The sequence below is a fragment of the Sphingomonas sp. CBMAI 2297 genome (assembly GCF_029870595.1).
Taxonomy (GTDB): Bacteria; Pseudomonadota; Alphaproteobacteria; order Sphingomonadales; family Sphingomonadaceae; genus Sphingomonas.
Genome location: NZ_JAPDIR010000012.1, coordinates 46,271 through 60,408 on the forward strand (window position 1 = coordinate 46,271; position 14,138 = coordinate 60,408).

At 69.0% G+C, this 14,138-nt stretch carries 12 protein-coding genes; 3 read left to right on the top strand and 9 right to left on the bottom strand.

The window, feature by feature from the left end; genetic code table 11:
• Positions 1 to 73: 73 nt before the first annotated feature.
• From OMP43_RS16425 to OMP43_RS16435, 3 genes are all read left to right on the top strand, one after another.
• Positions 74 to 424 carry a hypothetical protein gene (locus tag OMP43_RS16425; protein ID WP_280280604.1) on the top strand — a complete coding sequence of 117 codons (351 nt, stop codon included), beginning with the start codon at positions 74 to 76 and terminating at the stop codon, positions 422 to 424.
• A 42-nt stretch (positions 425 to 466) separates the two neighbouring features.
• Positions 467 to 1,426 (top strand): PHB depolymerase family esterase, encoded by a 960-nt coding sequence (locus OMP43_RS16430; RefSeq protein ID WP_280280605.1) that lies wholly within the window; start codon positions 467 to 469, stop codon positions 1,424 to 1,426.
• 64 nt (positions 1,427 to 1,490) lie between these two features.
• Complete coding sequence (locus OMP43_RS16435) at positions 1,491 to 2,849, top strand: MFS transporter (RefSeq protein ID WP_280280606.1); 1,359 nt, start codon at positions 1,491 to 1,493, stop codon at positions 2,847 to 2,849.
• Positions 2,850 to 2,883: 34 nt separating this feature from the next.
• On the opposite strand, the gene OMP43_RS16440 is transcribed toward OMP43_RS16435, so the two are convergent.
• The 9 genes from OMP43_RS16440 to OMP43_RS16480 form a co-directional block, all read right to left on the bottom strand.
• The gene (locus OMP43_RS16440; RefSeq protein WP_280280608.1) at positions 2,884 to 3,834 is read right to left on the bottom strand and encodes an alpha/beta hydrolase; all 951 of its coding nucleotides are present in this window, start codon (positions 3,832 to 3,834) and stop codon (positions 2,884 to 2,886) included.
• Between the two features lie 13 nt (positions 3,835 to 3,847).
• Positions 3,848 to 4,675: an SDR family oxidoreductase gene (locus OMP43_RS16445; protein ID WP_280280609.1), complete on the bottom strand. Its 828-nt coding sequence runs from the start codon at positions 4,673 to 4,675 to the stop codon at positions 3,848 to 3,850.
• Positions 4,675 to 5,859, bottom strand: coding sequence for a lipid-transfer protein (locus OMP43_RS16450; protein WP_280280610.1), 1,185 nt, complete (start codon positions 5,857 to 5,859; stop codon positions 4,675 to 4,677). Before OMP43_RS16450 ends, OMP43_RS16445 begins: the two co-directional genes overlap by 1 nt.
• On the bottom strand, positions 5,856 to 6,662 hold the full coding sequence (locus OMP43_RS16455) for an alpha/beta fold hydrolase (RefSeq protein ID WP_280280611.1): 807 nt from the start codon (positions 6,660 to 6,662) through the stop codon (positions 5,856 to 5,858). The genes OMP43_RS16450 and OMP43_RS16455 overlap by 4 nt, the downstream gene beginning before the upstream one ends.
• Before the next feature lie 203 nt (positions 6,663 to 6,865).
• Complete coding sequence (locus OMP43_RS16460; protein WP_280280612.1) at positions 6,866 to 9,910, bottom strand: TonB-dependent receptor; 3,045 nt, start codon at positions 9,908 to 9,910, stop codon at positions 6,866 to 6,868.
• Positions 9,911 to 10,137: 227 nt separating this feature from the next.
• Positions 10,138 to 11,358, bottom strand: a complete 1,221-nt coding sequence (locus OMP43_RS16465; protein ID WP_280280613.1) for a serine hydrolase domain-containing protein — start codon at positions 11,356 to 11,358, stop codon at positions 10,138 to 10,140.
• Between the two features lie 10 nt (positions 11,359 to 11,368).
• Positions 11,369 to 12,523 (bottom strand): serine hydrolase domain-containing protein, encoded by a 1,155-nt coding sequence (locus OMP43_RS16470; RefSeq protein WP_280280614.1) that lies wholly within the window; start codon positions 12,521 to 12,523, stop codon positions 11,369 to 11,371.
• Positions 12,523 to 13,077, bottom strand: a complete 555-nt coding sequence (locus OMP43_RS16475; protein ID WP_280280615.1) for a GNAT family N-acetyltransferase — start codon at positions 13,075 to 13,077, stop codon at positions 12,523 to 12,525. Before OMP43_RS16475 ends, OMP43_RS16470 begins: the two co-directional genes overlap by 1 nt.
• Positions 13,074 to 14,069, bottom strand: a complete 996-nt coding sequence (locus OMP43_RS16480; protein ID WP_280280616.1) for a polysaccharide deacetylase family protein — start codon at positions 14,067 to 14,069, stop codon at positions 13,074 to 13,076. The genes OMP43_RS16475 and OMP43_RS16480 overlap by 4 nt, the downstream gene beginning before the upstream one ends.
• Positions 14,070 to 14,138 lie beyond the last annotated feature (69 nt).

Below are 14,138 nucleotides of genomic sequence, written 5' to 3' on the forward strand. Positions count from 1 at the left end.
CTAGTGAACTTCTTACATCGCTGATATGCACCGCGGACGGACGCCGGAAACGCGGCGCCGATGGGAGAGCGACATGAAGGCTGGACGACCGCGCCGGCTCGCGCGCCGAAGCGCCATGCCCGTGCTGGCGATGCTCGCGCTTGCCGGCTGCGACCGGAGTGCGCCGCAATCGGGCACCGTAATCGTGCCGGCGCAGGGCGTGGCGGCCGCCCCTTCCCCCGCTCCCAAGGCGTCCGCCGCGCCGCCCGCCACCGATCATATCGAGCGGCTGCCAGGCGCGGCGCCGACCGCCGCACCCCCGCAAACGCCGCCCGCGAAGATGCAGGTGCGCAAGGATTTCACCGATCCCCCGCTTCCCGCCGAGCTCAACGACGATGGTGGCCTGAAACCCTTGCCGCCACCGCCGAGCCGGGCCGGCCCATGAGAGGAAGAACCAGAAGAAACGAACAGGAGAGGAGAAACTGCAATGAAGGCACGTCTTTCGCGTTTCCGGCTTCACTGGGCGGCGCTGCTGCTGGCGCTGGCCACGGCCCTGGCCGCCAGCCCCGCCATGGCCGCGCCCTGCACGGGCATCTGCTTCGCGCCCGGCGACTATTCGATCACGACGCTGCACAAGGGGCTGCTGCGCAACTATCTGGTGCACGTCCCGGCCAGCTATACCGGGCAGAAGGCGGTGCCGCTGCTGCTCGACTTCCACGGCTTCAGCAAGGACGCCGCCAATGAGCGGCAATGGTCGGGCCAGCTGGCGGAATCGGACAAGCGCGGCTTCATCGCGGTGTGGCCGAACGGCGTCAGCCTTTCGTGGAACGCCTATGGCTGCTGCTTCCTGGGCGATGCGCTGAACGTCGACGATGTCGGCTTCAACCGCGCGATCATCGGCGCGATGAAGACCTATGCCAATATCGACGGCGACCGCGTGTTCGTCACCGGCATCTCGAACGGCGGCGGCATGGCGCAACGCATGGCCTGCGAGGCGGCGGACCTGGTGCGCGCCGTCGTATCGGTCTCCTTTCCGCTCAACCGCGCGAGCTGCGCCCCGGCGCGGCCGATCGGCATCTGGGAAATCGCCGGCACCGCCGACACCACGATCAGCTATGCCGGCAACAGCGCCCCGGCGGGGCTGCCCAACGACCTGGCCGGCTTCCCGCTCGGCGTACAGGGCGCGCGCGAGAGCCTGGCGGCATGGAAGGCGATCCTCGGCTGCAGCGACGACCTCTATCGCGAGCAGCTGCCCGACGGCTCGCATTATGCCGGATCGCGGCTCGAGGAATATCGCAGCTGCAATGGCGGCGTGCGCGCCGGGCTGGTGACGATCGCGAACGGCGGGCACGTCCTCTACAACGGCTATACCGAGCTGGGCAGCAACCCGGACAAGGCACCGATCGACGTCGCCCCCTATATCTGGGACCATTTCTTCAACCTGTAGAAACCGACGCGCTGCCGGGCGGCCCGCGTCGCCCGGCAGCCGATCGCCGAGCAAAGGAACGATCGTGCTCCAACCCACCGAAGCGGCCGACACGCCCGAAGTCTCGCCCCCCGTGCCGCCAGCCGTCGCGATCCGCCCGACCAGATGGGGCGTCATCTGGCTGCTGACGCTCACGCTCTTCTCCGCGCTGACCGTGGGCGGGCTGCTGAGCCCCTTGCAGGAAGCGGTAAAGGCCGAACTGCACCTGCGCGACCTCGATATCGGCCTGCTGGCCGGCGGGGCGACGGCGATCCCGATCGCGCTGCTCTCGCTGCCGATCGCCTGGCTGGTCGACCACAGCACGCGCACCCGGCTGCTGGTGATCCTGGCCTCCTTCTGGGCGGTTGGCACGATCGCGACTGCCTTTGCCCCGAACTTCACCGGGCTGTTCGTCGCGCGGCTGATCGCCGGCATCGGTGCCGGCACCGCATTTCCGGTGCTGATCTCGCTGCTCGCCGACGTGTGCATGCCCGATCGGCGCGGCCGCTCGATGCTGCTGGTCTCGATCGGCGCCTGGGCGGGTGCCGCGGCTTCCTTCGCGATCGGCGGCTCGCTGTTCGGCTATCTGACCGCGCATCCGGGATCGGGCCTGCTCGGGCTGACTCCGTGGCGCGAAGTGCATCTGCTCGTCGGCGTCGGCGCGGCGCTGGCCGTGATCCCGCTCGTCTTCATCAAGGAGCCGCCGCGCTACGAAGTGGAGCAGACCAGCGTCTCGCTGCGCCTGGCGATGGAAGCCTTCTGGCGGCGACGCAAGTTCCTGGGGCCGCTGCTGCTCGGCCAGCTGACCGGCGGCATGGCCGAGGGCGCCGCCGCGATCTGGATGGGATCGCTGCTGATCCGCCAGTACAATCAGGCGCCGGGATCGTTCGGCGGCTGGGTGGGCGCGGTGATCCTGGGATCGGGCATCGTCGGATCGATCATCGGCGGCTTCGCGGCGGACGCGGCGGGCAAGCTCAAGATGCGCGGCGCGATCCTGCTGCCCGCCGCGATCGCCACCGGGCTGACCATCCCCGCCGGAGCCTTCTCGATCATGCCGACCGTCCAGGGCTTCGCCTGGGTGCTGTTCGCGCTGCTGGTGGGCGGGACGATCGTCAACCTGGTCTCCTCGGCGGCGATCGCCGTGCTGATCCCCAACGAGGACCGCGCCGTGACGCTGGCCGGAATGAAGATCGCCGGCACCATGGTGGGCGCCGGCGTGGCGCCGCCCCTGGTCGTCTGGCTCTCGACCTTCAGCACCGGCCAATGGGGCCTGGGCGAGGCGGTCGCCGTCATGGGCGTCGTGACCGGCGCGATATCGCTGGCCGGCTTCTGGATCGCGATGCGCAACGCGCCGCAGGAAGTGGCGCTGGATCCGAACGCGAAGATGATCCCGGCCGGAGCATGATGCTCCGCGCTCCTCCCCCCGCGGGGGGAGGGGCTCAGGGGAAGAGGTGCCGTTTCAGCCAGTCGTCGGCGTCGCGGTTCGAACGCACCGACACGCCCGCCGTCTTGTGGACGTTGAAGCCGTGGAAGCCACCCGGATAGACGTGCAATTCGGTGGGCACGCCGGCGCGGATCAGGCGGGCGGCATAGGCCAGGTCCTCGTCGATGAAGAGGTCGAGCGCCCCCGAGGACAGAAAGGCCGGCGGCAGGCCGGCAAGGTTCCCGGCGCGGGCGGCCGCGGCATAGGGCGAGACGCCCTCCCCGCCCGGCTCCCGGCCCAGATAGCTGCGCCAGCCGAAGCGGTTGCTGCCCGCGTTCCAGATGAACTCGCCGGCATGGGGATTGGGATCGGCGGCGCAGGTGCGATCGTCGAGCATCGGATAGATCAGCTGCTGGAAGGCGATCGCGAATTCCCCGCGATCCCGCACCAGCAGCGCCAGCGCGGCGGCGAGGCCGCCCCCGGCGCTCTCGCCGCGAATGCCGGTCCGCGCCGGGTCGATCTCCAGCGCGGGCGCCTGCGCATGGAGCCAGGCAAGGCCGGCATAGCAATCCTCGAGCGGCCCCGGGAACGGCGTCTCGGGCGCCAGGCGATAGTCGACGCTGACCAGCGCGCAGCCCAGCAGCTCGACCATGTGCCGGTGGACCGGCTCCAGCGTCACCGCCGCTCCGCCGACATAGCCGCCGCCATGGATATGATAGATGCACGGCAGGACCGCGCCCGCGCTCCCCGCCGGACGATAGAGCAGCATCGGCACGTCCGGCGCGCCGTCGCGGCCCGGCGCGGCCAGCGCGCGCTTGTCGACGCGCTCGGGATTCTCCACTTCGCCCAGCGGGATGCGCCCGGGCGCGCGGACCAGCGGCAACAGGCTCGCGTCGAGCGTGACCGCGGGCCAGAGTTCGAGCAGGTCGAGCAGCTCCGGATCGACGAGATGGCGCGTTCCGGTCATGCTCATGCTCCGATCAGATACCCAGGCCGCCCGAGACTAGCAGCGTCTGGCCGCTCACATAGTCGCTTTCCGGCGCGCAGAAGAAATAGACGCCGCCCGCCGCTTCCTCGGGCGTGCCAGGGCGGCCGAGCGGGATCTGCGCGGCCACCGTCTCGCGGAACCCGGCGGGCACGCCGAACCGGAGCGGCCGGCCCTCGATCTCGGCATGGGTGTCCGGGTGGTCGTCGGGCAGGTTCAGCCGCGTCTCGATAAAGCCGAACGCGACGCAGTTCACGCAGACCTTCAGCCGGCCCCATTCCTTGGCGAGCGTTTTTGTCATGCCGATCACGGCGGATTTGGCCGCGGCATAGTTGACCTGGCCGGGATTGCCGCCGAGGCCGGAGATCGAGGAGATGTTGACCACCTTGCGGATCACTTCGCGCCCGGCGGCGGCTTCCGCCTTCGCCATGGTCCGCCACGGCTCGGCGGCGGCGCGCAGGATGCGGAAGGGCGCGGTGACGTGCACGTCCAGCATCGCCTGGAACTGCTCGTCGCTCTGCTTGTGGATCACGCCGTCGCGGGTGTAGCCGGCATTGTTGACGATGATGTCGAGCCCGCCGAACCCGTCGAGCGCGGCCCGGACGATGCGCTCCCCGAAATCGGGCGCGGTGACGCTGCCGTTGCAGGCCACTGCCCGCCCGCCGGCGGCGCGGATCGCATCGACCACCGCGAGCGCGGGTTCCGCGTCGAGATCGTTGACGACGATCGCCGCCCCCTGCGCCGCCAGCTTCAGCGCGACCGCCCGCCCGATCCCCCGCCCCGATCCCGTGACGATCGCGACCTTGCCGGCGAGCGCTCGCATCAGGCGCGGCCGTAGAGCGTGACGACGCAGGCGCCGCCCAGCCCCAGATTGTGCTGGAGGCCGAAGCGCACGCCCTCCACCTGGCGGCCGCCGGCATTGCCGCGCAGCTGCTGGGTCAGCTCATGGCATTGGGCGAGGCCGGTGGCACCGAGCGGATGGCCCTTGGAAAGCAGCCCGCCCGAGGGGTTGGTCACGTGCCGGCCGCCATGGGTATTGCCGCCGTCGCGGATATAGGCCTCCGCCCCGCCCTCCGGGCACAGGCCGAGCGCCTCGTAGCTGATCAGCTCATTGGCGGTGAAACAGTCGTGCAGCTCGATCGCCCGGATGTCGTCCGGCCCCACGCCGGCGCGGTCATAGACCGTCCGCGCCGCCTCGCGCGTCATCTCATAGCCGACGACGCTCATCATCGATCCGCTTTCGAAGGTCTCGGCATAGTCCGTGGTCATTGCCTGGGCGACGATCTCCACCCCCGCGTCCAGCCCGTGCCGCGCCGCGAAGGCCGGCGATACCAGCACCGCCGCCGCCGCGCCGCAGGTGGGCGGGCAGGCCTGGAAGCGCGTGAGCGGGCCGTGGAGATGCGCCGACGCCATCACTTCCTCGAGCGTCAGCGGCTCGCGGAACAGCGCCAGCGGGTTGTGCGCGGCATGGGCCCGGGCCTTGACCGCGATCATGCCGAACACTTCGTCGGGCGCGCCGTGGCGCTGCTGATAATCGAGTCCGGCGCCGCCGAACTGCTGGGCGACCAGCGGCACGGCATCGTCCCGGCCGAGCAGCGCTTCCTGCCGGCTCAGATGGTGATCGAGCGACCGCTTGCGATCGGCGAACACTGCCCCGAGCGCGCCCGGCAGCATCTGCTCGAAGCCGAACGCCAGCACGCATTCCGCGACGCCGCTCTCGATCGCCTGGCGGGCGAGGAACAGGGCGGTGGAGCCGGTCGAGCAATTGTTGTTGACGTTGACGATCGGGATGCCGGTGCAGCCGACGCGGTAGAGCGCCGACTGGCCCGCGGTGGAATCGGCATAGACATAGCCGGCATAGGCCTGCTGGATCCGGCCATAATCGACTCCCGCATCGGCGAGCGCGAGGCGGATCGCCTGCTCGGCCATGACGTCCCAATCCTCGCTCCGGCCGGGCTTGGCGAAGGGGATCATGCCGACGCCGGCAATGCGGGCGCGCGCCGTCATTCGCCGCCCCGCGCGCGATCGGCCGCCGCGACGAAATCGAGGAACGCCGCGGTCGAGCCGGCATTGTCGGCGACCAGATAATTGTGCCCGGCGCCCTTGAACTCGACATATCGGCTGCCGGGGATGATCGCGTGCAGCTCGCGACCCTTCTCGACCGGGACGGCCTTGTCCTCGTCGCCGTGCAGCACGAGCACGGGCATGGTCATCCGGTCCCGCGCCCGCTCGGTGGTGGTGGCATAGGCCGCGATCGCCAGGACCTGGGCGCGCACGCCGGCCATGGTGAAGCGATCGCGCGACAGCACGCCGATATCGTGCAGGGCCGCCTCGCGCGGCGCGGCCGAGCCATAGGCTTCCGGCTTGGCGCGCTTGAACATCGCCCGCACCAGCCAGCGCGGCAGGCCGTAGATCAGTTTCTGCGCGCCCCGCATCCTGGTCTTCTCGGTCTTGAGCATCGTGCAGCCCAAAGTCACCGAGCGGGTGCGTTCCGGATATGCCATCGCGAACTCGGCCGCGATGCCGCCGCCCATCGAGACGCCATAGACATGCGCGCTGCGCTCGCCCGCCGCCTCGAGCACCGCCAGCGCATCGGCGGCGAACTGCTCGATCGTGACGCCCGGCGTGGTGTCGCTGTCGCCCGTGCCGCGATTGTCGAACCAGATCGCGCGGTGGTGCCGCGTGAGCGCCGGCAGCAGCGGATACCACATCCGCGAACTGTAGAGATGGCCCATGATCAGCAGCACCGGCGTGCCGCTGCCTTGCGCTTCCCAATGGATTCTTGCGCCGTTGCTCTGGACGAATGGCACGTCTTCTCTCCCGCGCGGTCTCTGCGCCGCATGCGACGACACAGCATGACCAGGCCGGGCATGTCAATCTTCATTCATGAATCAATTAATTTATAGCGGCATCGCGAGGGCACGTAAAAAGCGGGCGGCCCGCTGGGGCCGCCCGAGAATATGAGACACTGCGAAGTTGCGATCAGCCAGCGCCTCGGGGCTGGTCGATCGGATCAGAAGTCCACTTTCGCGCCGACGCGGAAATAGCGGCCCATGATGTTCGGGCCGGCCCAGGCCGGGTTGTAGCCGAAGATGCTGTAGGCGGCGTTCGGATCGAAGGGCGGCTTGGTGTCGAGCAGGTTCATCACGTTCAGCGACAGGGCGAAATTGTCGTTGATCCGGTGCTGGATGGTGAGGTCGACGTTCCAGATGTCCTTCGAGCGGCACTGCACCGGCGTGCCGTCGCCATAGGTCACGGCGCCATGCTCGACCGCGCTCGCGCAGTCGAACGGCGTCGCGCCATAGTCGACCTGCGATACGTGATAGCCGGCCGTGTAATAGGCGGTGGCCGTCACGCTGGTGGCGCCGAGCTGCAGCGTGTTCTGCCAGCTGGCCCGCCAGCGCGGCGAGCCCGAGCACGAGGTGTTGTTGCACGGGCTCAGCGTGCCCTCATAACGCTGCGTCGGCTGCGCCACGCCGGTGATCGGGTCGACCAGCGTGAGATGGTTCTTGTCGAGATACGATGCCTCGAACGCGCTGATCCAGCGCACGCCCTCGGCCAGCTTCAGATTGGCGTTGAAGCCGGCGTCGATGCCCTGGACGACCTGATTGTTGGCATTGGCATAGGACGCCTGGATGGTGCCGATATGCGGCAATGCGTTCGGATTGGCCGGATCCACCGGCCCGGGCCGGACGGTGAAGCCCGGAATGTTCACGACGCCGTTGTTGCGGTAATAGGCGTCGAGCACCGGCGCGGTGTTGTTCACGCCGACGATCTGGTCCTTGACCTTGATCCGCCAGAAATCGACCGTGAAGCTCAGCCCGCGGATCGGCTCGAAGATCAGCCCGGCGGTCAGGCTTTCCGACTTCTCCGGCCGCAGCGCGGGATTGCCCACATTGGTGAGGCCCAGGGCGAATTGCTGGGTGGCATAGGCATTGTTGCCATGCGCCGCGCAGAAGCTCGCATAGGTCTGGCAGAAGGTGCCGCCGCCGCGAGTCACGAAGCCGGTGGTCGGCAGGCCGAAGGCTTCGTTGAAGCTCGGGATGCGGAAGCCCTTCGACCAGGTGCCGCGCACCGCAAGCGCGCGGATCGGGGTGATCTTGGCACCGACCTTGGGCGAGAAATTCTTCTGCCCGGTCGAATAGGAATCATAGCGGCCCGAGAGGTTCAGCTCGATCTTGTCCAGCGCGGTCGCCTGGATTTCGCCAAAGGCCGAGAAGACCTTGCGGCTGCCCGAGGTGCCGACCGCGTTGATGTCGTAATAGCGTTCCCAGGGATGCGCGTCATTGCCGGGATTGGCGCTCGGCGCATCGATCGACTCATAGCGATAGGAAAGGCCGCCCGCCGCATCGACGCCGCCGCCCGGCAGGTCGAACACGTGCCGCGACAGGCTCGCGGTGGCCTGCCACAGGTCCGAGTTCGACACCGTGCTCTTCTTCGGCGCGATATAATCCCAGACGCTCTGCGGATTGGCGGACGGGTTGGTGAAGTCGAACGTCCCGCGCGCCAGCACATCCATGATGCGTTGCGCGATGAGATAGTTGGTCTGGGTGCGGGTGAGCTTGGAGTTGGCGGCGACGAAGCTCGCCGAATAGTCGAAGCCGGCGATCTGGCCGGACAGGCCGATCGTGCCGCGCAGCGTCCGCGACACCGAATCATCCGCGCGCTGGCGATCCGAACGGAACAGGACCTGCGCGGTCTGGCCGGCAGCCGCGAAGGGATTTTGCGGGTTGAGCGTGCCGTTGGTGGCGTTGCAGCCGGTGTTCAGCCCGTTGGGCGTGCCGACGCCGGTCGCGCAGACATAGACCGGCATGATCGCATAATAGGTGCCCACGGGGGTGGGGTCCGGCATGAAATAGTTGAACTGCTTCGGCGTGGACGTCGCATGGGTGGACGTCTTGTAATAGTTCGCCTGCGCGTAGAACTGGTGCGAATCACCGATATTGGCGGTGAAGCGGCTGGACACGCCGAAGCGCTCCACGTCCGGCAGCAGCATCAGATAATCCGTCGGATTGCCTTCGCATATGATGCCGTTCGCGGGGGCCGTGCCCAGCCGTGCAATCTGGGCGGCGGTGAGTTGACGCCGCGCGGCCCGCCCGCAATCGACCGAGGCGTTGAGATAGGAGAACCGCCCCGCGCCGATCGCCGCGCCCGGAGTCGTCACCGGGCGAACCAGCGCGACATTGGGCGTGGCGATCATGCCGTTCACCGAACCATCGACATTGATGCCGTTCCAGTTGTTGTTCTTCATGCAGGCGCCGCCCGCGTTGCAGATCCGGCTCCAGTCGGTGGTGTTGAACGGATAGTCGCGGTCGCGCGCCCAGAGCGGGTTCTGCTTCAGATATTCGCCGCCGATATAGAAGTTGAAGCCCTGCTCGTTGAGGTCGCCATAGCCCCAGGTCAGGTCGGCGCGCTGCTCGCCCGCGTCACCGCGCTGCGAGATGCCGGCCGAGACATTGGCGTGCAGCCCCTTGATCTCCTTCTTGGTGATCACGTTGATCACGCCGGCCACCGCGTCGGCGCCATAGGTCGACGAAGCGCCGTCCTTCAGCACGTCGATCCGCTCGATGATCGCGTTCGGGATGGTGTTCATGTCGACGAAGTTGCGCTGGCCGTCGTCCGCGAGCGGATAGGGCGCCATGCGCAGGCCGTCGAAGATGGTCAGCGTGGCCTGCACGGTGAGGCCGCGCAGCGAGATCGCGCTGGCGCCCGCGGCGAAATTGGCGCTCGCGTTCCAGCCCTGGGTGATCGTGCCGGCATTGCCCGCCGACAGGCGCTGCAGCGCCTCGGTGACGGTGTTCAGGCCGCGCTGCTCCAGCGTCTCGGCCGAGAGCACGGTCACCGGCGACGGCGTTTCCGTGTCGGTGCGCCGGATCAGCGAGCCGGTGACGACGATCGAGTCGCCGGTTTCCACCGTCGGCGCTTCGCCGGGATTTGCCTGGGTGCCGGACGGGCTGGAAGTGCCCCGGTCCTGTGCCAGCGCGGCGGGCGCCTGGGCGGCGCCGAGCGCGAGCGCCGAAAGCGCGGCCGTGGCGCGCAATATGTTCCTGAAGTGCACGAAGTTACCCCTTTCAAGTCCGCGGCCCTTGTGGGCCTGCCGATGGGCAACTATGCCGTGCTATCCGATCGCCGTGCGTAAGCTCTTCGAAAGCAAAGCGTAAATTTTCTGAAAAGACATCCCCAGGCGATAGCCTCGCATGGGCGCGTATCATCGCCCTTCATCGCGCCGCCATATCGGCGGGATGGCACGGCATTTCCGGAAACGCGCCCGATCGGGCGCCGATGTCAGCCGGGCGAACCTCGGCCGGAGCCGGCCTTCCGGGGCAAGGGCTCGAGGCGCCGGTGCAGCAGCTTCTCGACCAGTCCGCGATAATAGCCGGCGAGCTCCGGCTCGTCGCCGATGATCTCGAGGGCGCGGACGATCGGCACCCATCCGTTCGCGCCGTTGACGAAGATGGCCGCCCCCGTGCGCCGATCGGGCGAGAAATAGACGAGATCGGTCTCGCCTTCGTCATTGCCCGTGTGCTGGAGCACGGTGTGGCGGCCGTAGCGCTGCACCTGCCATCCAAAGGAATAGCCATAGCGATCCGGGCAGCGGCGCGTGAAGCGGAGCTCGCAGCCATAGCGCGCGTCGCCGGCGAGCGGAGTCACGATCCGCTCGCGGATAGCGCGCGTCTCCGATCCCCGCCGCGATGCCGCGATCAGGCGCTCGAGAAACGCGCCATAGGCGTCGGGCGTCGCGATCAGGTCATAGGCGGCGCCCAGCCCGCTCCCCTCCCGGAGCCCCGGATACAGCGATGCCATGTCGAGGAACCGGCCGTCCGCGCCCATGGGCAGCGCAAGTCGCCCCGCGGTCCAGCCCGGCAGCTCGCCCACCGCCATATGCGTGATGGCCCAGGGGCGCAGCAGGGTTTCCGCGGTGAGCGCCCGCAACGTCATGCCCGTCTTCGCCTGGGCATAGCGCGCGGCGAGCTCGATGCCCGCGCCCGAATAGCGATAGCGGGTGCCGGGCGCCCAGTCGAAGGCGAGCCTGCCTTCGGGATAATCGTCGGCCCAGTTGCGCAGCCCCGAGCGATGCGAGAGCAGAATGCGCGTGGTGAGCAGCCTGTAGCGCGGATCGCCGGCGAGGTCCGGCGACGCGACATGGGCGGCGATCGGCTCGTCCAGGTCGATCCGGCGCGCCGCCGCCAGCGCGAGCAGAGTCTCCGCCGTGACCGTCTTCGCGATCGACGCGGTGTTGAACGCGGTGTCCGCGCTGATCGGCACGCCCGGCGCCTGCTCGCCATAATGGCCCGACCAGATCAGGCGGCCGTCGCGGACCACCGCGATGCCGATGCCCCCGATCTTCTCCGCCCGCACGATTTCCGGCATCCGCCGCGCCATCGCGGCATCGAGCCTGACGGCGGCCGGAGTCACGTCCCTGGCCGCCAGGGGCTGGGCCGCGAAACCGGCAATCGCGAGAGCGGGGATCGCCCGCCGAACCATCCAATGCTTCATATGCTGCATGTGCCGCCCCTCATTTGCGCGGATAGGGGCCGGCTCCCGTGGCCGGCGGCGGTGGTGCCTGCATCGCGGTCATCACGCTCAGGCACAAGTCGAACATCCGCGCGCCCGCTGCTTCCGTGGCGATATTGCTCATCGCCACCACGGCCCGGCCGGTCCCCGGCTCCACCATCATCCCGGTCGTGAACCCCACATCCTGCCCCATGTGAAAGGCGATGGCGCGCCCTTCGACCCGCAGCAGGAACCATCCCAGGCCGATCGCGGGCTCCCACTGCGCCCGGTCCGGACGATCGACAACGGCGCTGGGCCGCAGCATCGCCGCGATACCGGCATCGGAGAGCAGCCGCCGCATGCCGTGCCCCGGCGGCGCCGCCCAATAGCGCGCCCAGCGCAGCATGTCGGCCGCATCGGCATAGAGCGTCGAGCTGCCCGCATGGACGCGGTTATAGGGGAAGACCGCGCTCACCCGCACCTGCCCGCCCTCCGCCATGTGCGGCGCGGAGAGACGGCGGCGATCGACTTCGGCGAGCAGCAGCGAGCTGTGCCGCATGCCGAGCGGCGCCAGCACATGCCGGCGCACATAATGTTCGAACGGCATGCCGCTGACCTTGGCGATCACGTCGCCAAGCACGTCATAGCCAAGGTTGCTGTAATGCACCGCCGCGCCGGGATCGCTCACCAGCTTCAGCCCGGTAAGGCCGCGCACCCACTGCTCGAGCGCCGCATCGGAAGTCTGCGGGCGCTCCCATTCATAGTCCTCGACATCGGGCAACCCCGAGCTGTGGTTGAGCATCTGCCGGATCGTGACCCGCCCGAAGCGGGGATCGGCGAGACGGAAATAGGGCAGATAGCGGGTAGGCGAGGCGTCCAGGTCGAGCCGCCCCTGCTCGGCCAGCTGCAATATCGCCGCGGCGACGAAGGGCTTGGTCACCGAGGCCATGTGGAAGACCGTGCGCCGGTCGACCGGCACGCCGGTGGCGAGGCTGACGGTGCCGGCGGCGGCGATGTGCGAGCGACCGTCGCCATCGCTCCAGCCGATCACCATGCCCGGCGCGCCGGTGGCGCGGAGATATTCCGCCGCGGCGTCACGGCGATGCGGCACGGAAGTGGCGGTCGTGGCGCAGCCGGCCGTCAGCAGCAACAATCCGGACAGCAGCGTGCGAAGCATCAGGCCAGCCGCTGCGCCGCAAAGAAGGCGTCGCGGTTCAGCTGCAGATCGACGCTGTCGCACCATTCCGCCCCGACGAGCAGGGTCCGCTCGCGCCTGCCGGTCTCGCGGAAGCCGAGCCGGTCCAGCAGGCGCAGGCACGCGGCATTGCGCGGATCGACATCGGCGGTCACCGCGGGCAGCCCGTGCAGTTCGAACCCCCGTGCGAGCACGGCGCCGAGCGCCTCCGTGGCGAATCCGCGGCCCCAGCTCAGCGGGTGCAGGATCAGGCCGATCTCCGGGAACCGGTAGAAGCCGGCCTTGCCGATCACCGCGCCGTCATGCTCGACGACGAAATCCTCGCCTTGGCCCGGTGGGATGGCGAGCATGTCCGCCAGCCATTCCCTCGACTCGCCAATGGCCGAATGGGGCGGGTGCGACCAATAGGCCGTCGCCACCGGGTCGCCCAGTATCGCGTGCATCGCGGCCAGGTCCCCGGCGCGCGCCGGCCGTAGCGTCAGTCGGGTGGTGTATAGCGTCCCGGCCGGGCCCGGTCCTGCATTCGCAAACGTCACTTGCCCTCCGCATAGCGCGCCACCCATTCGGGCGGCTCCTGCTCCTTGCTGCCATCGACCTTGACCTGGCGCTCGTTCGCCCAGCGATAGCCCCACATCGGGCCGTATTTCGTCGCGACGCGCGGCGACTCCCGATAGGCCGGGTCCGACTGCGCCTCGTCCAGCGAGACGAAGCGATAGCCCTGCTGGCGAACCAGGCGCAACAGCCGGTCCAGCGTCGCCGCGTTCAGCCGATTGAGGTGCAGCAACAGGATCGCGGGCGGCTCATAGCCGAGCACGGTGCGGTCGAGCGCGGCATAATAGGCGATCTGGGTCCGGCTGTGCGCGAGATAGGCTTCCTCGATACGCCGGCGCATCCAGTCGTCCGCGCCCGCGAGCGCACGCTCATAGGCCTGGTCGAACACATAGTCGGACGTATCGATCGTCGCGGCGGCCAGCCGATAGCCCCGGCCCGCGAGCAGCGCCTCCGCGGCCTGCCGCTTCTCCGCCGTGTCGCCGACATGATTGTAGGGGAAGCGAAAGAACCGGAGCTTGCGGCCCGCCGCCTCGGCCATCGGCCGGATCGTCGCCTCGCCATCGGCCACCTCGCGGCCGATGCCGTCAACGTCCAGTCGGTTGCTGTCGGCATGGGTGGCACCGTGATTGCCGAGCTCCAGCAGGCCGCGGTTCCATTCGCGGAGCAAGTCGGGGCCGGCATCGCCCAGGGCACGCACGTGCTGCTCGGTGACGAAGCCGGTTGCCGGCACGCGCTGCCGCTTCAGCACCGCCACGATGGCGCGATTGGCGTCGGCGGCGGCGCGCTTCCCGCCGGCCTCGGGAGCCGAGGCGTGGACATAGGGCAAGTCGTCAAAGGTGATCGCCACCCGGCGCCCGGCGGCGGGCGGCGCGGCCTGTTGCTGCGCTTGCGCGGGATGGAGCATGGCCGGCAGCAGCAGCGTCGCCGCCAGGATTCCGCTTCCCCGGCGCGCCCGGCGCCACGGACCCGTCTTCATCGTTGCACCCTCCTCGTCCTCATCCGCATCTCCGCGCGCGCACCGGCCGACGCCGCCGTCCGGACCCAA